Origin of the sequence: Novosphingobium mangrovi, assembly GCF_022818885.1 — a bacterium.
GTDB classification, from domain to species: domain Bacteria; phylum Pseudomonadota; class Alphaproteobacteria; order Sphingomonadales; family Sphingomonadaceae; genus Novosphingobium; species Novosphingobium mangrovi.
Genome location: NZ_JALHAT010000044.1, coordinates 1 through 18,255, shown reverse-complemented (window position 1 = coordinate 18,255; position 18,255 = coordinate 1). Strand labels below are relative to the sequence as shown.

Annotated in this window: 18 protein-coding genes and 1 tRNA gene; 14 read left to right on the top strand and 5 right to left on the bottom strand. The window is 65.8% G+C overall.

Annotated elements, in window-relative coordinates; all coding sequences use genetic code 11:
• Positions 1-124 precede the first annotated feature (124 nt).
• Positions 125-604, top strand: a complete 480-nt coding sequence (gene bfr / locus MTR65_RS17790) for a bacterioferritin (protein WP_148627741.1) — start codon at positions 125-127, stop codon at positions 602-604.
• 29 nt (positions 605-633) lie between these two features.
• Positions 634-1,701, top strand: a complete 1,068-nt coding sequence (locus MTR65_RS17785) for an NAD(P)H-dependent flavin oxidoreductase (protein ID WP_243802582.1) — start codon at positions 634-636, stop codon at positions 1,699-1,701.
• On the opposite strand, the gene MTR65_RS17780 is transcribed toward MTR65_RS17785, so the two are convergent.
• Positions 1,682-3,790, bottom strand: a complete 2,109-nt coding sequence (locus MTR65_RS17780; protein ID WP_419145059.1) for a S9 family peptidase — start codon at positions 3,788-3,790, stop codon at positions 1,682-1,684. The genes MTR65_RS17785 and MTR65_RS17780 overlap by 20 nt on opposite strands.
• A 125-nt stretch (positions 3,791-3,915) precedes the next feature.
• On the opposite strand from MTR65_RS17780, the gene MTR65_RS17775 reads away from it, so the two are divergent.
• Positions 3,916-5,079: an AI-2E family transporter gene (locus MTR65_RS17775; RefSeq protein WP_243802580.1), complete on the top strand. Its 1,164-nt coding sequence runs from the start codon at positions 3,916-3,918 to the stop codon at positions 5,077-5,079.
• 77 nt (positions 5,080-5,156) lie between these two features.
• On the opposite strand, the gene der is transcribed toward MTR65_RS17775, so the two are convergent.
• Positions 5,157-6,539, bottom strand: a complete 1,383-nt coding sequence (gene der, locus MTR65_RS17770) for a ribosome biogenesis GTPase Der (RefSeq protein ID WP_243802578.1) — start codon at positions 6,537-6,539, stop codon at positions 5,157-5,159.
• Positions 6,540-6,718: 179 nt separating this feature from the next.
• On the opposite strand from der, the gene MTR65_RS17765 reads away from it, so the two are divergent.
• Positions 6,719-7,309 (top strand): CHAP domain-containing protein, encoded by a 591-nt coding sequence (locus MTR65_RS17765; protein ID WP_243802576.1) that lies wholly within the window; start codon positions 6,719-6,721, stop codon positions 7,307-7,309.
• Between the two features lie 35 nt (positions 7,310-7,344).
• Here the strand turns inward: MTR65_RS17765 and MTR65_RS17760 are convergent, their stop codons facing one another.
• Complete coding sequence (locus MTR65_RS17760) at positions 7,345-7,632, bottom strand: DUF3297 family protein (protein ID WP_039391332.1); 288 nt, start codon at positions 7,630-7,632, stop codon at positions 7,345-7,347.
• 105 nt (positions 7,633-7,737) lie between these two features.
• On the opposite strand from MTR65_RS17760, the gene MTR65_RS17755 reads away from it, so the two are divergent.
• From MTR65_RS17755 to MTR65_RS17730, 6 genes are all read left to right on the top strand, one after another.
• A tRNA-Val gene (locus MTR65_RS17755) sits at positions 7,738-7,812 on the top strand.
• 128 nt (positions 7,813-7,940) lie between these two features.
• Entirely contained in the window at positions 7,941-8,132 is a 192-nt protein-coding gene (locus MTR65_RS17750; protein WP_039391330.1) for a YgaP family membrane protein, read from the top strand.
• 64 nt (positions 8,133-8,196) lie between these two features.
• Entirely contained in the window at positions 8,197-9,477 is a 1,281-nt protein-coding gene (gene serS / locus MTR65_RS17745) for a serine--tRNA ligase (protein ID WP_243802574.1), read from the top strand.
• Positions 9,478-9,555: 78 nt separating this feature from the next.
• Positions 9,556-10,320, top strand: coding sequence for a 5'/3'-nucleotidase SurE (gene surE / locus MTR65_RS17740; RefSeq protein WP_243802572.1), 765 nt, complete (start codon positions 9,556-9,558; stop codon positions 10,318-10,320).
• Positions 10,317-11,516, top strand: coding sequence for a LysM peptidoglycan-binding domain-containing M23 family metallopeptidase (locus tag MTR65_RS17735; RefSeq protein ID WP_243802570.1), 1,200 nt, complete (start codon positions 10,317-10,319; stop codon positions 11,514-11,516). The genes surE and MTR65_RS17735 overlap by 4 nt, the downstream gene beginning before the upstream one ends.
• An 11-nt stretch (positions 11,517-11,527) precedes the next feature.
• Entirely contained in the window at positions 11,528-12,592 is a 1,065-nt protein-coding gene (locus tag MTR65_RS17730) for a potassium channel family protein (RefSeq protein WP_243802569.1), read from the top strand.
• Between the two features lie 15 nt (positions 12,593-12,607).
• On the opposite strand, the gene MTR65_RS17725 is transcribed toward MTR65_RS17730, so the two are convergent.
• Positions 12,608-12,997 (bottom strand): DUF1761 domain-containing protein, encoded by a 390-nt coding sequence (locus MTR65_RS17725; RefSeq protein WP_148627749.1) that lies wholly within the window; start codon positions 12,995-12,997, stop codon positions 12,608-12,610.
• Positions 12,998-13,145: 148 nt separating this feature from the next.
• Here MTR65_RS17725 and rimO point away from each other — a divergent pair, with 148 nt between their 5' ends.
• Together rimO and MTR65_RS17715 are read left to right on the top strand one after the other, a co-directional pair.
• On the top strand, positions 13,146-14,552 hold the full coding sequence (gene rimO / locus MTR65_RS17720; RefSeq protein ID WP_243802566.1) for a 30S ribosomal protein S12 methylthiotransferase RimO: 1,407 nt from the start codon (positions 13,146-13,148) through the stop codon (positions 14,550-14,552).
• Positions 14,553-14,916: 364 nt separating this feature from the next.
• Positions 14,917-15,678 carry a competence/damage-inducible protein A gene (locus MTR65_RS17715; RefSeq protein WP_243802564.1) on the top strand — a complete coding sequence of 254 codons (762 nt, stop codon included), beginning with the start codon at positions 14,917-14,919 and terminating at the stop codon, positions 15,676-15,678.
• 678 nt (positions 15,679-16,356) lie between these two features.
• On the opposite strand, the gene MTR65_RS17710 is transcribed toward MTR65_RS17715, so the two are convergent.
• On the bottom strand, positions 16,357-16,755 hold the full coding sequence (locus MTR65_RS17710) for a VOC family protein (protein ID WP_148629212.1): 399 nt from the start codon (positions 16,753-16,755) through the stop codon (positions 16,357-16,359).
• A gap of 600 nt (positions 16,756-17,355) precedes the next feature.
• Between MTR65_RS17710 and MTR65_RS17705 the strand changes: the two genes are divergently transcribed.
• Positions 17,356-17,838 (top strand): hypothetical protein, encoded by a 483-nt coding sequence (locus MTR65_RS17705; protein WP_243802562.1) that lies wholly within the window; start codon positions 17,356-17,358, stop codon positions 17,836-17,838.
• Positions 17,839-18,045: 207 nt separating this feature from the next.
• On the top strand, positions 18,046-18,255 hold a 210-nt coding region (locus tag MTR65_RS17700; protein WP_243802560.1), incomplete at its 3' end, for a hypothetical protein.

Genomic DNA, 18,255 nt, shown 5'->3' with positions numbered 1-18,255 from the left:
CTGAGAGACTGGCAAAAAGCCTGCCCGCATCTCGGGACAGGCGGGTAAAAATCGATTGCCTTGCCTTGCCCATGTGCGTCTGGGCGATCATACTCGCGCGCAAATTCCCAGCAGGAGATGCGCCATGAAGGGCGACGCACAGGTCATCGACTACCTGAACAAGGCCTTGTTCAACGAACTTACCGCGATCAACCAGTACTGGCTGCACTACCGCATGCTCGACAACTGGGGGATCAAGAAGCTCGCCGATTACGAGCGCCACGAATCCATCGACGAGATGAAGCACGCCGACATCCTGGCGGACCGCATCCTCTTCCTCGATGGCCTCCCCAACTTTCAGGCGCTCGGCAAGCTGCGCGTCGGCGAGGACGTCGAAGACATCCTCAAGTGCGACCTTGCGCTCGAGCATGACGCGATCCCGCTCCTCAAGGAAGCCATCGCCCACTGCGAAGCCGTGCGCGACTACGTCAGCCGCGAGATCTTCGAGCGCATCCTCGAGAGCGAGGAAGAGCACGTCGACTACCTCGAAAAGCAGTTCGACATGATCGCGCGCATGGGCCTGCAGAACTACTGCCAGCTCCAGAGCGAGGCCGCCGAGGCCTGAGCCGACACGAGCCGGACGCACCGCGCGCGATGACGGACTTCTGCGAACGCCTGGATCTGGCCCTTCCGCTGATCCAGGCCCCGATGGCGGGCACCTCGACGCCCGCCCTTGCCGCGCAAGTCTGCCGCGCCGGTGCGCTCGGCTCGCTCGCCATCGGTCATCTCGATCCCGCTGGAGCTGCCGCCGCGCTGGCGGACCTTGCCAGCCGCACCGACCGGCCCTTCAACGTCAACCTCTTCGCCCACGCGCCTGCCGCCGTCGACCTTGCCCGCGAGGCTGCCTGGCTTGACGCCCTGCGCCCGCGCTTCGCCGCCTTCGGCGTCGCGCCGCCCGCAGCGCTCTCCACCATCTACGACAGCTTCACCGGCAACGCGGCCATGCTCGGCGTGGTTCTCGCCGCCGCCCCGCGCGTCGTCAGCTTCCACTTCGGCCTGCCCGAAGCCCCCGCCATCGCCGCGCTCAAGGCCGCAGGCTCAGGGCTGCTTGCCAGCGTCACCTCGCGCGCCGAGGCCGAAGCCGCGCGCCGGGCCGGGATCGACATGGTGATCGCGCAAGGGTGGGAAGCGGGCGGCCATCGCGGCGTCTTCGATCCCGAGGCACAGGACGCGCAGCTCTCCACCGCGCAGCTGCTTGCCGACCTCGTCGCCTGGGGCAAGCTCCCCGTCATCGCGGCGGGCGGCATCATGGACGGGCGCGGCATCGCCGACGCGCTCGAGGCCGGAGCCGCCGCCGTCCAGATGGGCACCGCCTTCCTCGCCTGCCCGGAAAGCGCCAGCGACGGGGCCTACCGCGCGCGCCTTGCCGCCGATGCGGCGTATCACACAGTGATGACCCGCCTCATCTCGGGCCGGCCCGCGCGCTGCCTCGCCAATGACTTCACCGCTCTGGCGGACACTCCCGGCCTGCCCGACGTGCCCGCCTACCCGCGCGCCTACGATGCCGGAAAGGCGCTCAACGCCGCCGCCAAGGCCGCTGGCGAGACCGGCTACGGCGCGCAGTGGGCGGGCACCGGCGCGCCGCGCCTGCGCCCGATGGGCGCGGCCGATCTCGTCCGCACCCTGGGCGCCGAACTCGCCGCTACTCAGCGCCCGGCGTAGGCGTTTGTGCCGCAGCGGTATCGGTGCGGTAGCGATCGAACCAGTCGAGAATGGCCGAGGCCTTTGCCGCCGACTGCGAGGGCCGCGCCGCGATGCCGCCATGGCTCGCGCCGGGCACCTTCACCAGCGCGGTCGGCACGCCCCGGATCTTGAGCGCAGTATAATACTGCTCCGATTCGCTGACCGGGGTGCGGTAGTCTTCGGCCCCCACCACCACGAGCGTGGGCGTCGTCACATTGCCCACCAGGCTGAGCGGTGAGCGCTTCCAGTAGACCATCGGCTCTTCCCAGACCGGTTTGTCGAACCAATGGTCGTGGTAGACCGGCGCGCCGTCGGAGGTGAGCGTAAAGCTGCCCCAGTCGATCACCGGCTTCTGCGAGGCGGCGGCCTTGAAGCGGTCGGTCTTGCCCACGATCCAGGCGGTCAGCACGCCCCCGCCCGAGCCGCCCGTGACGAAAAGGTTGTCCGGATCGGCCACGCCGTCTGCAATCGCGGCGTCGACCGCGGCCATCAGGTCATCGTAGTCAGGCCCCGGGTAGTTGCGGTCGATCAGCCGGGCGAACTCCTCGCCGTAAGACGTCGAGCCGCGCGGGTTGGTGTAAAGGACCGCATAACCGTGCGCCGCGTAAAGCTGGTCGTCGGTCGAGAAAGTCCCGCTGTAGGCCGCCATCGGACCACCGTGGATCTCCAGGATCAGCGGCGCCTTTTCGCCCGGCTGGAGGCCCGGCGGCGTCACCAGCCAGGCATCGACGGGGCGTCCATCGGGCGCGGTCACGGCCAGCTTGCGCACCGGCGCCATCGCCTTGTGGTCGATCCACGAACCGTTGAGGTCAGTGAGACGCTTGCCCTTCGCGCCCCCGTCGCTGACCCACAGGTCGGCCGGGCGGTCAGTGCCATTCGCGGTATAGGCGATGCGCCCGCCTTTCGAGACCGAGAAGCTGCCGCCCGTGTAGGGCCGGTCAAAATGCCCACCCTGCGTCAGCCCTTCGACCAGCACCTTGAGCGAGCCATCGAGGCCCAGCTTGCCGACCTTGCGCACGCCCTTCTCGTCATACAGCACGTAGAGCGTCGAATTGCCCACCCAGATCGCATCGTCGATGCTGAGGTCATGGGTGGCCGTCAGCGAGCGCTTGGCGCTCCCATCGGCGTTCATCACGTAAAGCTCGGTGTTGGTGTAGGAGTGGAGCGCGTCGTCGAAGCCGAAGTAGGCGATGCGCTGGCCATCGGGCGAGACCAGGGGCCCCGCATCGGGACCGAACCGGCTGGTCATCGCACTCACGACGCCGCTCGCCACATCAACCGCGTAGATCTCGCGGTCGGAGGGCTTCACGTCCCAGTCGGCCTTGCGGTTGCCGGTAAAGAAGATGCGCGTGCCATCCCCGCTCCAGGCAAGTCCGCCCTCAGCCGCAAAGTTGCCGAAGGTCAGCTGGCGCGGCGCGCCCCCGGTTGCCGGGACCACGAAGACGTGCGCCGTGCCCGGCTTGACGTAGCCCCCGCCATCGCTGCGGTAGGTAACCTTGTCGATGACTTCCAGCGGCTCGGCCCACTGCGCCCCTTCGGGCTTGCCCGAGGGCGCAGAGCCCAGCGAAAGTCCCTCGCCCGGAACCCTTGTCGCATAGGCGATCTGCGCGCCATCGGGCGACCAGGCGAGGCTTGCCGGACTGTCGGGAAGGCCCGTCACCGCGACGTCCGCGCCGCCTTCCATCCAGAGCACATGCAGCTGCGGCGCGCCCTCCCCATCGGTGGAGATATAGGCAAGACGCGCGCCATCGGGCGACCAGCGCGGCGCGAAGTGCGCCCCCTTGTCTGCCACCAGCGGGCGCTGCGCTCCGCTCGCCACGTCGACCAGCCAGAGCGAGGGCACGGCGCGATCGGTCATGATGTCCGCGGCCTGGCGCACGTAGACCACCTGCTTGCCATCGAGCGAGATCTGCGGGTCGGTCACGCCCTGGAGGCGAAACAGGTCGCTGGGCACGAAGCCACGTTCGGGCCCGGCCTGGACGGCGCTAGCAGTCGCAGGAGCCTCCTGCGCAAGCGCACCTTGCGCGCCCGGCACACCCATGACCAGGGCGCTTGCCACGAGCAACATCCAACGCTTTGCGACCACGGTCTTTCTCCCCATACTTCAGACGCGCCAAGTCTTGCGCCTCGCCGTGAAAAAATCCACCCTCGCTATGACTTTCGCACGGCCATGATAGAAAGGCCGGCACTTTCATGAATGAGCACACAAATCCGATGCCCCAGTTGAAGAAGCCCGCCTTCGAAGTCGAGGATGGCGGCTACGTCGCCCTCCTCGTCCTGGTAACTTTCGCCTTTGCCTATCTTGTCGCGCCCTTCTTCGGCGCCGTCTTGTGGGGCGTGGTCGCCGCGATCATGTTCGAGCCCATGACGCGCAAGCTCGCAAGCATACTTGGCGGGCGCAAGAACCTGGCCGCAGCCCTGGTCCTGATCCTGCTGCTGGCGCTGGTCATCCTGCCCACCATCGTGCTTGGCATCAGCCTCGTGAACGAGGCCTCCGCGCTCTACGCGAAGATCAAGGCGGGCGACATCTCGATCCCGGGCATGCTCCAGCAGATCGAGGGGGCACTGCCCGACAGCGTCCTGCAGTTCATCCGCCAGTACGGCCTGACCGATTTCAACACGCTGCGCCGCATGTTCGGATCAAGCGTGACCAGCGGCCTTCAGACCGTCGCTTCGCAGGCGCTGGTGCTGGGCCAAGGAGCCTTGAGCTTCCTCGCGGCGCTGGGCGTCATGCTCTACCTCACCTTCTTCCTGCTGCGCGACGGGCAGCGCTACACCGAACTCGTGCGCGGCGCGATGCCGCTGCGCCCCAAGATGCGCGACTCGCTCTTTGCCCACTTCACCGTCGTCGTGCGCGCGACGATGAAGGGCACCGTGGTCGTCGCGGTCCTGCAAGGGCTTGTCGGCGGGATCATCTTTTCCCTGCTGGGGATCGAGGGGGCGCTCCTGTGGGGCGTGCTGATGGGCTTTCTCTCGCTGCTTCCGGCCGTGGGCACCGGACTCGTGTGGGTGCCGGTCGCGATCTATCTCCTTGCCACCGGCGCTGTCTGGCAGGGCGTGGTGCTGATCCTGGCGGGCATGTTCATCATCGGCATGATCGACAATGTCCTGCGCCCGGTCCTGGTCGGGCGCGACACGCGTCTGCCCGACTTCGTGGTGCTGATCGCGACGCTCTCGGGGCTCCAGCTCTTCGGCCTCAACGGCTTCATCGTCGGCCCTGTCATCGCGGCTCTGTTCATCGCGATGTGGAACATCGTGCGCGAACAGCGTGAGGAAGCGCGCCGCCCGCTCGACACCGCGCTCAGCGAGGAGGAAGCCGACGCAGCCCGCCGCGAGGCCGAGGCCCACCCGGGCTGAACGGCGGCCCCGGCACACGAAAAAGCCCCCCGGAAGCGCAGCTTCCGGGGGGCTTTTTCGTGTGAGACCCTGCGGCCCTACTTCTTGGTCGCGAAGGGGTTCTTCGGACTGCGCAGGTTGAGGCGGATCGGCACCGCCTCGAAGCCCAGCTCGCGCCGGATCCCGTTGATGAGATAGCGCTTGTAGCTTTCGGGCAGCATGTCGAGACGGGTCCCGAACAGGACGAAGCCCGGCGGGCGGGTCTTGGCCTGCGTGATGTAGCGCAGCTTGATGCGCTTGCCGCCGGGTGCGGGCGGCGGGTTGGCCGACAGCGCATCGTCGAACCAGCGGTTGAGCGCCGAAGTCGGCACGCGCCGGCTCCACGCCTCGCGGATCGAGAAGGCCGCCGCCATGAGATCGTCGAGGCCCTTGCCGGTCCGCCCCGAGATCGCCATCAGCGGCACGCCGCGCACCTGCGCCAAACCTTCGTTCAGCGCATCGCGGATGCCGTTGAACAGCGAACTGGCGTCCTCGGCCACGTCCCACTTGTTGATCGCGATCATCAGCGCGCGGCCTTCCTCGAGCACCATCGAGGCGATCTTGAGATCCTGATGCTCAAGCCCGCGCGTCGCATCGAGCACGAGCACGACGACTTCGGCAAAGTCGATCGCGTGGCGCGCGTCCTGAACGGCCAGGCGCTCCAGCTTCTCGGTGACCTGCGCCTTCTTGCGCATGCCCGCCGTATCGATCAGGCGCACCTCACGGTCCTCGTCCGCCTTGGGATCGTGCCAGACCCAGTCGATCGCGATCGAATCGCGCGTGATCCCGGCCTCGGGGCCGGTGAGCAGGCGATCTTCCTTGAGGTAGCGGTTGATGAGCGTGGACTTGCCCGCGTTGGGACGCCCGACGATGGCCAGCTTGAGGGGGCCACGCAGCAGCGCTTCCTCGTCCTCTTCCTCCAGCTCGCCCTCTTCGGGCGGCTGGAGCGGCTCGAGATGGGGCAGCAGACCTTCAAAGAGGTCGCCCATGCCCTCGCCGTGCTCCGCCGAGATCGCGACCGGATCGCCCAGCCCCAGCGAATAGGCTTCGAGCAGACCCGATTCGCCCGCGCGGCCTTCGGCCTTGTTGGCCAGGAGGATGACCGGCACCGGCGAGGCGCGCAGCCACTGTGCGATTTCCTCGTCGAGCGGGGTCAGCCCCGCGCGCGCGTCGATGACGAAGAGCGCAACGTCCGCCGTGGCGAGCGCGGCCTCGGTCTGCTGGCGCATGCGCCCGGGCAGCGTTTCGGCCTCGTCGTCCTCCCACCCGGCGGTATCCACGATGGTGAAATCGAGGCCGAGAAGGTGCGCGTCGCCGAAGCGACGGTCGCGCGTCACGCCCGGCTGATCGTCGACCAGCGCAAGGCGCTTGCCGACGAGCCGGTTGAACAGCGTGGACTTGCCGACGTTGGGTCGGCCGATGATGATGACTTGTGGAAGCATGATTCCCACCCGATTGGGGACTTCGGAGCGGTTTGGCAAGAACTGTGCGCGCAAGGGCGCAATTCTTACCCGGCCGTTAACCGAACCTGACAGTCCATGAATAATTATCTCCGGGCAAACCCGGAGCCATGACGGAACATCGCACCGCACGGACATTCGCCGCCCGATCAGCGCTTTGCATGGCCTTCAGCCTTGCCACCGCGGGTCTGTTCGCCGCCCCTGCCGGCGCCCGCGCCGACATCAGCGAGGTACGCGAGCACGCCGCCTCGGGCCTGCTCGAATGCGTGCCTTTCGCCCGCGAAGTGTCCGGAATCCGCCTTTCTGGCGATGCCTATACCTGGTGGACGCAGGCCAAGGGGCGCTATGCGCGGGGCCATACGCCGCGCGTCGGGGCCGTGATGGCGATCCGGCCGCACGGCAATTCGCACAACGGCCATGTGGCGATGGTGAGCGAGGTGATCGATTCGCGCACGGTGCTGCTCACCCACGCGAACTGGTCCTACCCCGGCAAGGTCGAGCGGGACGTGGCCGCGCTCGACGTGTCGCCCATGGGCGACTGGAGCGAAGTGCGCATCTGGTACGGCCCGTCGCAGACGCTGGGCGCCTCGCACTGGCCGGTCGATGGCTTCATCTACAACGCGAGCCCCGACACGCAGCTTGCGCGCATGGAGGCCGCATCGGCGAATCGGAGCGAAGACACAAAGACGATCAGGGCCGCCTCCTCGTCCCGCTCCGATCCGATCGGCACCATCATCGCCGGAGCCTTCTGAGGTCCGGCGAGGACAGCACCTTAGGAATCAGGCGATCAGGCCTTGGCCACCGGCGCGTCGTCGCCGAGGTCTTCGTACCAGGCTTCGACCGGCCCCTTCAGCTTGATCGTCAGCGGGTTGCCGTGGCGGTCGAGCGAACGGCCCGCCTGCACGCGCACCCAGCCTTCGGAAATGCAGTATTCCTCGATATTGGTGCGCACGGTACCCTTGAAGCGGATACCGATGCCGCGCTGCAGCTTCTCCGCATCGAAGTGCGGGCTGCGCGGGTTGATCGCGATGTGATCGGGCGGCACGTCGGGGCCGGCAGTGGTCTCTTCGGTCATGGGGTGCGATTTAGAGCCCCTTGCGCCCCTGTCAATCAAGCGATGAAAAAGAGGGCTTGCCAAGCCCAATTGGATCGCCTAGTGGCGCCTTCCGCACTTGGTAGCGGGCGCGTAGCTCAGCGGTAGAGCACACCCTTCACACGGGTGGGGTCACAGGTTCAATCCCTGTCGCGCCCACCATCCTTACCGGATGGTTTCGACTTCGCACCAAGGCGACGTTCCCGACATTTGCAGATTGCGCGACATCAATAGGCATTCGTGCGCCCTGGTGTATCCTGCCTCCCATCATCCTCTGGGAGAGATACGCCATGTTCAAGGCCAATGTCGGCGGGATCGACCGCCTGCTTCGCATCGCGCTTGGTATCGTTCTGATCGCGCTGGTTTTTGTTGGACCAAAGACGCCGTGGGGCTGGATCGGCGTGATCCCGCTCGTCACCGGGTTCGTGCGGATCTGCCCGCTCTATACGCTCCTGGGGATTCGCACCTGTCCCAGAGACTGACGCCTGCACCACAGGCGCGTTCTCCCGCTTGCGCCGGCACGGCTGAGGCGGCATAGCCCGCCCCATGCACGATATCCGTTCGATCCGCGAGAATCCCGCAGCCTTCGACGCCGGCATGGCGCGTCGCTCGGTGGAGCCGCAGTCCGCCCAGATCCTGGCCCTCGACGAGCAGCGCCGCGCGCTCGCCACCCGCGCGCAGGAAGGCCAGAGCCGCCGCAACGAGGCCTCCAAGGCCATCGGCAAGGCCATGGGCCAGGGCGACACCGCGACCGCCGAGGCGCTCAAGGCCGAAGTCGCCGCGCTCAAGAAAAGCCTGCCCGCGCTCGAGGCCGAGGAAAAGGCCGTCACCGCCCAGCTCAACGAGCTCCTCGCCGCGCTTCCCAACATCCCCGTCGACGAAGTGCCCGAGGGCGCGGACGAGAACGACAACGTCGAAGTCGCCAAGTGGGGCACGCCGGGCACGTATGCCTTCACGCCCAGGGAACACGCCGACATCGGCCCTGCGCTCGGCCTCGACTTCGAGACCGGCGCCAAGATTTCGGGCGCGCGTTTCACCTTCCTCAAGGGCCAGATGGCGCGCCTCCACCGCGCGCTTGCCCAGTTCATGCTCGACACGCAGACCACGGCCAACGGCTTCATGGAATGCAACGTGCCGCTGCTGGTCAAGGACGAGACCGCCTACGGCACTGGCCAGCTGCCCAAGTTCTCCGAAGACCTGTTCCAGACCACCGATGGCCGCTGGCTGATCCCGACCGCCGAAGTGTCGCTGACCAACGCGGTGCAGGGTGAGATCGTCGACAACGCGGAATTGCCGCTGCGCATGACCGCGCTCACCCCCTGCTTCCGCTCCGAGGCGGGCGCGGCAGGACGCGACACGCGCGGCTTCATCCGCCAGCACCAGTTCGAGAAGGTCGAGCTTGTCACCGTGTGCCGCCCCGACGAGAGCGAAGCCGAGCACGAGAAGATGGTGGCTGCGGCCGAAGGCATCCTCCAGGCGCTCGAGCTTCCCTACCGTAAGGTCCTGCTGTGCAGCGGCGACATGGGCGCGACCGCGAAGAAGACCTTCGACCTTGAAGTCTGGCTGCCCGGTCAGGGCGCCTACCGCGAGATCAGCTCGATCTCGAACTGCGGCGACTTCCAGGCCCGCCGCATGAACGCGCGCTACAAGCCCGAAGGCTCGAAGAAGACCGAGTTCCTGCACACGCTCAACGGCTCGGGCCTTGCCGTGGGCCGCACCCTCGTCGCCGTGCTGGAGAACTACCAGCAGGAGGACGGCTCGGTGCGCGTGCCTGACGTGCTCAAGCCCTGGATGGGCGGCCTCGAGGTCCTCACCCCGCGCAGCTGAGGCAGGTGACGGGGCCCCTGCAGCGGGCCCCGCCCTTCCCGCACCCGACCTATCACCGACTGCCCTTGCGAGATTTCCATGCGTATCCTCCTCACCAACGACGATGGCATCAACGCCCCCGGACTCTATGTGCTGGAGAAGATCGCCGCCCAGCTTTCGGACGACATCTGGATCTGCGCGCCGAGCGAGGAACAATCGGGGGCGGGCCACTCGCTCACGCTCAACCGGCCGGTGCGCCTGCGCGAACATGCCCCGCGCCGCTTTTCGGTGACCGGCACCCCCACCGATTCGGTGACGATGGCGCTGCGCAAGGTGCTGCCCGGCAAGCCCGACCTGATCCTCTCGGGCGTCAATCGCGGCGCGAACCTGGGCGATGACATCACCTACTCGGGCACCGTCTCGGCGGCGATGGAAGGTGCGATGGCGGGCATTCCCGCGATTGCGCTCAGCCAGCTCATTGCCCGCAACGATTCCGGCCACGACGTCAGCTTCTCGGCCGCTGAGGAATGGGGGGCCAAGGTGCTGAAGCCTCTCATGGATGCCGAGTTCGCCCCGCGCACGCTTCTCAACGTCAACTTCCCCGCGCTGCCGGGCAAGGACGTGAAGGGCGTGCGTGTCGTGCGTCAGGGCTTCCACGACTACGCACGCGGCACGCTTATCGAATCGGTCGATCCGCGCGGCTTCCCCTATTTCTGGTTCGGCCTTCAGGGCATCGAGCACACGATCGGCGCCAACACCGACCTTGAAGCCACTTCGGAAGGCTTCGTCTCGGTCACCCCGCTCCAGCTTGACCTGACCCACGAAGCCTCGCTCGCCGCGCTTGCTCAGCGTTTCGAGGCATGAGGCATCTTACCGGGGCGCTGGCCCTCGCGCTGGCCCTGCCCGCTGTCGCCGTTGCTGCGCCTGCGTCTCAGGAACGCGCACATGTCGTCGAGCCTGGCGAAACGCTCAACGGCATCGCCAACCGCGCAGGGGTCTCGCCTGACGCGCTGGCGCGCGCCAACGGGCTGGAGCCGCCCTACATCGTGCGTCTCGGCCAGAGACTGACCATCCCGCGCAGCGCCCCTGCCCCCAAGGCCGCCCCGCCGCGGGAGTCACGCAGCTACACGGTCACCTCGGGTGAGACCCTGAACGGCATCGCCAACCGGACCGGCGTCTCCCCGGCCGAGCTCGCCCGGGCCAACGGTATTGCCGAGCCTTATGTGGTGCGCATCGGGCAGACGCTCACCATTCCCGGCACACAGGCTCCCAAGACGCAACCCGCTCCCGCTCCGGCAACGCAGCCCGCCCCCGAATTCAAGGGCGAGACCTACCTCGTGAAGAGCGGTGAGACGCTGGGCGGCATTGCCCAGCGCACTGGCCTCGCGCGCGTGCTGATCGCCGAGGCCAACGGGCTCGAGCCGCCCTACGTGGTCAAAGTCGGCCAGCGCCTCGCCATTCCGCGCACCCGCCGCCACACCGTGGCCAAGGGCGACAGCGGCTTTTCCATCGCGCTTGAATACGGCGTGCCCTGGGACGCGATTGCCGTCGCCAGCGGGGTTGAACCGGATGCCCCCGTGCGCCCCGGGCAGGAACTCGTCATTCCCTCGCTTGTCGCGGCCAAGGCCACCCCGGCACCTGCGCCGGCCGCCACGGCGCCCAGGCCCGCGGCCCCTGTCACGAACGCCCGCTTCCTCTGGCCGGTAAAGGGGCCCATCAACAAGGGCTTCAAGACCGGGAGCGACTACCACGACGGGCTCGATATCAAGGCCGCGCGCGGCACGATGGTGCGCGCCGCTGCAGCGGGAACCGTGCGTTTTGCGGGGCTGGAGAAGGAGCAGTTCGGCAACCTCGTCGTCCTCGACCATGGCGAGGGCTGGTTCACCGCCTACGCCTTCCTCAGCCGCATCACCGTCAAGAACGGCACCAATGTCGCCAAGGGTGAGCGCATTGGCCTCGTCGGCGATACGGGCGAGGCCAAGGGCAACGAGCTCCACTTCGAGATCCGCCACGACGGCACGCCGGTGAACCCGGTGGACGAATTGCCCAAGGCTCCCTAAGCCTTGGCCCCATGCTGAAATCACAGCGCCCCCGGCGACGTCCCCTTCCCGCCATGTTCAAGCCGCTGCGCCGCGCGCTCGCCGTGCCGGTCTGGGCGGACGTGGCGCTGCGCATCGGGGCGGCGCTCGCGCTCATCTCGATCGTGGTCATGGTCCACTGGCTCGACCGCGATGGCCTGCGCGACAGCTTCGATGGCGAGGTCAGCTTCCTCGACGTCGTCTATTTCACGATGATCTCGATCACCACGACCGGGTTTGGCGACATCGCGCCGGTCAGCGACAAGTCGCGGCTGGTCGAGGCAATCATCGTCACCCCGATCCGGCTGGCCGTCATCTACATTTTCGTCGGCACGGCCTACAATTTCATCATCAAGCGCAGCTGGGAGAAGTGGCGCATGAAGCGCATCCAGGAACGCCTCGAGGACCATATCGTCGTGCTCGGCTACGGCGTCAGCGGCTCCGAAGCGGTGGCCGAGCTGATCGCCCGCGACACCGACCCCTCGTGCATCGTCGTCATCGACCCCTCCCCGGCACGCCTCGCGCTGGCCGAACAGGCCGGGTGCAACGTGCTGGAGGGCGATGCCACCCGCGACGAGACGCTGAGCGCGGTGCGCATCAACCGCGCACGCACAGTCCTTGTCTCGGCCGGGCGCGACGACACCACCATCCTCATCATCCTGACCGCACGCCACATGGCGCCCAAGGTGCCGATCACTGCGGTCGTGCGCGCGGACGACAACGAATTGCTCGCCCGCCAGGCCGGTGCGGACAACGTCATCAACCCGGTGCGCTTCACAGGCCTGCTGCTGGCCGGTTCCGCCGAGGGCAAGCACATCTCGGAGTACCTCTCCGACCTCGCCTCGGTCACCGGCCGGGTCCAGCTTGTCGAACGCCCCGTCGCCAAGGGCGAGATCGGCCGCCCTCTCGCCGAGATTACCACCGGCAAGGGCCTGCGCATCTATCGCGGCACCAGGGCCATCGGCTTCTGGCAGGACGAGGCGCACACGCTGGAGCCGGGCGATGTCATCGTCGAGATCAGCTCCACGGGTTGGGAAGAGGACGATCCCACCCCCTGATCCCGGTCAGGAGCCTCAGCCCAAGAGCCAGAACACCACCGCCATGGCCAGGTAGATCACCGGCCAGAACAGGCAGTCAGCCAGGAACTGGGGCGCCTGGGTGCGGTTGCGCGAATTGGTGATCCACACTGCCGGGATCACGAAGGCGAGCGCAATGCCGCCGGTCTGCATGAAGTAGAGCCAGGGCTTGGCCTCCAGCGTTGCCGCGCCGATCCGGGCAAAGGAATGGCCGAACATGGCCGCGGCCAGAAAACAGGCCAGCGTGACCCCGACATAGGCGCCTACGCGGCGCGCCGGACGCGGCTGAAAGCGCCTCTCCTGCAGCGGAAGGCCATTCCACAGCAGGCCGATGACCATCGCCACGATCGTCGCCAGCACCACCGCCAGCCAGTTTACAGGACCCATCTCTTTCCTCGTTCTTCGGAATTGCCCTGTCCTTGCAGCCTGAGCCTTGGGAAACAAGGCCTTGGTCCTCGTGAACTCCACAGGTCGCGACCAAGCGTTCGTTTTGCGTGACTCCGCGCCGCAAAGCGCGTATCGGGCGCCCCATCCCATGGCTATTGAAATTCCCTCTCCGCCCAAGGTCGGCATGGTCAGCCTCGGCTGCCCCAAGGCGCTCGTCGATTCCGAGCGTATCCTCACGCGCCTGCGCGCCGACGGCTACACGATGAGCCCCGACTATGCGGGTGCCGACGTCGTCCTCGTCAACACCTGCGGCTTTCTCGACTCCGCCAAGGAGGAAAGCCTCGCCGCGATCGGCGAAGCGATGGCCGAAAACGGCCGCGTGATCGTCACCGGCTGCATGGGCAACGAGGCCGATGCGATCCGCGCGCGCTTCCCCGACGTGCTCGCCATCACCGGCGCGCACCAGTACGAGGACGTGGTGGGCGCCGTCCACGACGCAGCCCCGCCGGAGCTTTCGCCCTACGTCGATCTCATCCCCCAGGCGCGCGGCGGCGAATTCACCGCGGACAGCGCCGATGGCGGCATCAAGCTGACCCCGCGCCACTACGGCTATCTCAAGATTTCCGAGGGCTGCAACCACGCCTGCTCGTTCTGCATCATCCCTTCGCTGCGCGGCAAGCTCGCCAGCCGGCGGATCGACGCAGTCCTGCGCGAAGCGGAGAAGCTGGTCCAGGCGGGCACGCGCGAACTGCTCGTCATCAGCCAGGACACCTCGGCCTATGGCGTCGATGTGCGCCACGAGGAACGCACCTGGAAGGACCACGCGGTCCGCACCCACATGACCGACCTCGCGCGCGAGCTGGGTCAGTTGACCGACGCCAGCGGCCAGCGGCCCTGGGTGCGCCTGCACTACGTCTACCCCTACCCGCACGTCGATCAGGTCATCCCGCTGATGGCCGAAGGGCTGATCACGCCCTACCTCGACATTCCCTTCCAGCACGCCGCGCCGTCTGTCCTCAAGTCGATGAAGCGCCCGGCGAACGAGGCCAAGGTCCTCGACCGCCTGCGCTCCTGGCGCGAGATCTGCCCCGACATCGCGATCCGCTCCAGCTTCGTGGTCGGCTTCCCCGGCGAGACCGAGGCCGATTTCGAGTACCTGCTCGAATGGCTCGACGAGGCCCAGCTCGACCGTGTCGGCGCGTTCCGCTTCGAACCGGTCGAAGGCGCGGCCGCAAACGACCTTCCGGGCGCCGTGCCCGAAGAGGTCAAGGAAGAGCGCTACGCGCGCATCATGGAGAAGACCGCCGCGATCAGCGCGGCCAAGCTCCAGGCCAAGATCGGCCGCGTACTCCCCGTCATCATCGACGAGGTGGGCGCGCCCGACGAGGATGGCGATGTCGGTGCAACCGGCCGCTCGCAGGCCGACGCGCCCGAGATCGACGGCGCCGTGTACCTGCGCGACGTGGACCCGAATCTGGCTGTGGGCGACATCGTTGCAGTGCACATCGAGGACGCCGACGAGCACGATCTGTTCGGCGCCATCGCCCAGGCGTAATACTATAGTCGAACTTGGTAGGACTCCGCGCCCGGCGCGGGGTCCTTTTTCGTATCTGCGCAACACGTGATAACTTCGAATTTCCAGCATGTTAGCGAGTTAATATCGAGGAAAGACGCATTTCATGCACCATTTGATTGCGCAAAACGCAATGTTGCCAGCTTTTTTCGCATTTGCAGCGAAGCCCGTCCCGTCGCATACAGAATGCGCCTTTCAGGCATCCTCTCCCAAAAAACTTCCATAGGCTGGCCTTCGGGCCGGCCTTTTTTTTGCCCTGCGGTCAGAGCCATTTTTCGCAGCGCGAAACAGGCCCTTGCGCCTGCGGGGTCTGGCCCCCTGCGGTCATTTGGCCTAGCGAGGGGGCATGCCTACTCCTTCGCGAATCTACACGGCCGCCCTCGTCGTCATCGGCGATGAAATCCTCTCGGGACGCACGCACGACAAGAACATCGCGCAAGTCGCCTCCTGGCTGCAGATCCAGGGCATCCGCCTGAAGGAAGTGCGCGTCGTCGCCGACGAGACCGACGCCATCGTCGAGGCCGTCAACACCCTGCGCGCGCGCAACGACTACCTCTTCACCACCGGCGGCATCGGCCCCACGCACGACGACATCACCGTCGATGCCATTTCCGAAGCGCTGGGCGTGCCCGCCATCGTCCACCCCGAAGCGCGCGCAATCCTGGAAGAGTACTACACCACCCGCGGCGGCCTCACCGAAGCGCGCCTGCGCATGGCCCGTACGCCCGAAGGCGCGAGCCTCATCCCCAACCGCTACACCGGCGCCCCGGGCATCCGCGCGGAAAACATCTTCATCATGGCCGGTGTCCCCAGCATCACGGCAGGCATGCTCGATGCGCTGACCGGCACGCTCGAAGGCGGCGCGCCGCTCCTCTCCGAGACCATCGGCTGCTGGGTTGGCGAAAGCGAAGTCGCCGAGCTCCTGCGCGAGACCGAAAAGGCCCACCCCACCTGCCAGATCGGCTCCTACCCCTTCTGGGGCGAAGGGCGCACAGGCGCCAACTTCGTCGTGCGCTCCACCGAAGCCGACGACCTCGCCGCCTGCACCCGCGACCTCACCACCGGCCTCCAGGCGCTCGGCCGTTCGGCCGTCTTCGGCGGGATCTGACCCGCCTGCTTCTTTCGAGAAGACCGGACAAAAAGAGATGTCCGAGGGCCATCGCCCTCGGGCTCCCGGAACTGTCGAGCGAAGCCTGGCCTTTGAGGGTTCATCCAAAGTCGAAGGCTTCGGCTTGGGCCCAAGGGTGACACCCAGATTGACACAGTTGACACTGTCCAGGGGAAGATCGTGTCACCTGTCACCCTGCGCCAGCGCGCGCCGCCATTCAGTCCTTGCAGAATTGTACCGCCACGCATCCCTTTCCTTTCCGACCGCCCCCAAACACGGCAGAGCGAACGGAGAGAATACCGCAGGCACCCCGGTGTAGGAAAATCCAATCTCACCGCGCGCAAGGCCAAGGCCCCGCCGACACCCTCTCGCCTGCCTTGCCCGAGAATGCGGCTGAAAAGCAGGAAGAAGTGGATTTCCGAGGGCCATCGCCCTCGGGCTCCCGGAACTGTCGAGCGCAGCTGCGCCCTTCCATGCCTTTCCATGAACGATGGCCTCGTCTGCCTTGGGCCGGTAGCGGAATTTCCGCATTTCGACAGAAAGTGCTGTCAGCTGCCTGTCCGCTTTCAGGCAAAGCTATAGCGTGCTCCCATGACCGAAATGGGGTGGAAAGCGGACATTCGCGGGATCGCATGATCGAAGTCCGCTAGTTTTAGAAGCAGACCCATGCTGGACGGATCAGGCAGGAAAATGAATTCCGCACAGTTTGTTGCCGTCGGGGTCACGAAAATAGGCCAGTTCGATGGTGCCCATGGAGGCAGTTTCGCGTGGTCCGGGCGGAGCTTCGATCGAGGTTCCGCCAGCGGCAACGGCGGTATCGTGAAGCTGCTTCACCTGCTCGGGCGAGTCGCAGGAAAAGGCGACCGTGCTGCCGTTGGCGACGCTTGCCGGTTCGTCGTTGATCGGCTGGCTGACGATGAAGTTGGTTCCGTTGCCGTTATTGTAGATCAGACGGATATGGCCGCTGTCGGCGATGTTCCGTGTCCCTTCCCCTGCACCCAAGGTGCCGAGCACCGTGTCGTAGAAACGCTTGGATCGCTCAATGTCGTTCGATCCGACCATGGTGTGAAAAAGCACGCATACTCTCCTGAAGGCTGATCGACTTCCGATCGCCATTAGCGGTCTCACCTAACAGGCCCGTAACCCGCAGTCACTCCCGGCCCTATAATGTCCGCTAACGGTCTTAGGAGACCGGCCGCTTTTTCGCGCTCTAGGCTTAGCCCAAGCGGAACAGGTGACCGCATTCGAGCAATGGAATTGAGGTGCTGGACTGCGACAATGGGCGCCTGGTCGACGCACGAAGGCCTGAGCAATTGCGGACGATTCCCTTGGGGCAGTGCAATCGCGGTCACGTTAATCGATCGAACCGGGCCCATAACAATAAAAGGATGAGGGGCACCAATGTCGCAAGCAAAGACGAAGCGCCCAACTCATCCAACGCTAGCGGCACGCCCCAGACAATCGCGAACAACGCCGCAACCAGCCATTTATGGCGAGTTCCTGAGCGATATACACTTCTGGAATGCTCTTCGGTCATCATGGCATGGTAGTGCAAGCCCGTTGCCCAGTCACACAAAAACGAATTTGTCCATACCGCCTGCGCCCATCTTTCCCTCTGATCGACACAGTCCACATCGGGAAGCGGACTGGCGGCTGTCTGGAGCGTCAAATCAGCCCTTGAACGACCGTCTAGGGCGCCTGGCGGAATTTCGGCTCACGCCCTTTGTCAGCCTTTCGACACCCGTCTCACGGTTGCTGGTTGCGGACCTTCACTCAGCGATGCACTTTGCCTCTATGGAACATGCTACCCTTGTAGGATTTTTGACCGGCACTCTCTCGCCGGAGAAGCTTGCCGAAGAGATTACTGCGGAGGTGAATGCCTGCAACGCGGCCGTCCGAGCGGGTGAGAACGGCTACATCCTCATCACGGATGGTCCGTCCGTCGAGGTGACGAGAGAAAGCGCACGGCGACTGCTCGCAGCAATGGTTGAGGAGCGGTTGCCGTTCCAACTCGCGAACTACGTTGCAGATTGCATAATGATGAGCGACGACTTCAACTATGCGGACGACGCCGTGCGGGATGCAGTTCATTTCGTAGAAGATGACAGCAGACCACCCACGCACGATGAAACGATCGAGGCATTAACTAAGCTCGGGTGATGGGAGGCTTTTTGCCATTTCTGCTCGAAACTTGGCTGTCTCAAAACCACCCATCCCGGCTGATGGCCGCTCGGATCGACTAGCCTAACCGGACAGACGGCTTCCTGGCGTGCCAGATCGGCCCTAGAGCGACCGACAAGGGCGCACGGAAGAATTTCCATCTGCACCCCATAGTCGCCGTCAGTACGTTGTGGCACCATCAGTGCTATGAACGCTCTTCTGTTGCTCGGTTTGGCAGCTGCTGCCGTCCTCCCCAATCCTTCGGGCATCTGGGATCTTAGGGTCGATCAAACCACAATTTTCCGTTTCGAGGTGCGCAATACGCCGCGTGGAATAGAGGCAACTTGGGAACGCCCTGAGCACTTCCAATTGGATGGAGACACATTCTCCCAAGTCTCAGGGCCATCCCTGCGCCGC

Excerpts from the sequence above, each read along its gene's own strand:
- MTR65_RS17750 (WP_039391330.1), top strand. The coding sequence starts at position 7,941 with ATGTTCAAGGCCAATGTCGGCGGGATCGACCGCCTGCTTCGCATCGCG.
- der (WP_243802578.1), bottom strand. The coding sequence starts at position 6,539 with ATGCTTCCACAAGTCATCATCATCGGCCGACCCAACGTCGGCAAGTCC.
- MTR65_RS17780 (WP_419145059.1), bottom strand. The coding sequence starts at position 3,790 with ATGTTGCTCGTGGCAAGCGCCCTGGTCATGGGTGTGCCGGGCGCGCAA.
- surE (WP_243802572.1), top strand. The coding sequence starts at position 9,556 with ATGCGTATCCTCCTCACCAACGACGATGGCATCAACGCCCCCGGACTC.
- MTR65_RS17730 (WP_243802569.1), top strand. The coding sequence starts at position 11,528 with ATGCTGAAATCACAGCGCCCCCGGCGACGTCCCCTTCCCGCCATGTTC.
- MTR65_RS17715 (WP_243802564.1), top strand. The coding sequence starts at position 14,917 with ATGCCTACTCCTTCGCGAATCTACACGGCCGCCCTCGTCGTCATCGGC.
- MTR65_RS17785 (WP_243802582.1), top strand. The coding sequence starts at position 634 with ATGACGGACTTCTGCGAACGCCTGGATCTGGCCCTTCCGCTGATCCAG.
- bfr (WP_148627741.1), top strand. The coding sequence starts at position 125 with ATGAAGGGCGACGCACAGGTCATCGACTACCTGAACAAGGCCTTGTTC.
- MTR65_RS17760 (WP_039391332.1), bottom strand. The coding sequence starts at position 7,632 with ATGACCGAAGAGACCACTGCCGGCCCCGACGTGCCGCCCGATCACATC.
- MTR65_RS17725 (WP_148627749.1), bottom strand. The coding sequence starts at position 12,997 with ATGGGTCCTGTAAACTGGCTGGCGGTGGTGCTGGCGACGATCGTGGCG.
- MTR65_RS17735 (WP_243802570.1), top strand. The coding sequence starts at position 10,317 with ATGAGGCATCTTACCGGGGCGCTGGCCCTCGCGCTGGCCCTGCCCGCT.
- MTR65_RS17775 (WP_243802580.1), top strand. The coding sequence starts at position 3,916 with ATGAATGAGCACACAAATCCGATGCCCCAGTTGAAGAAGCCCGCCTTC.
- rimO (WP_243802566.1), top strand. The coding sequence starts at position 13,146 with ATGGCTATTGAAATTCCCTCTCCGCCCAAGGTCGGCATGGTCAGCCTC.
- serS (WP_243802574.1), top strand. The coding sequence starts at position 8,197 with ATGCACGATATCCGTTCGATCCGCGAGAATCCCGCAGCCTTCGACGCC.
- MTR65_RS17765 (WP_243802576.1), top strand. The coding sequence starts at position 6,719 with ATGGCCTTCAGCCTTGCCACCGCGGGTCTGTTCGCCGCCCCTGCCGGC.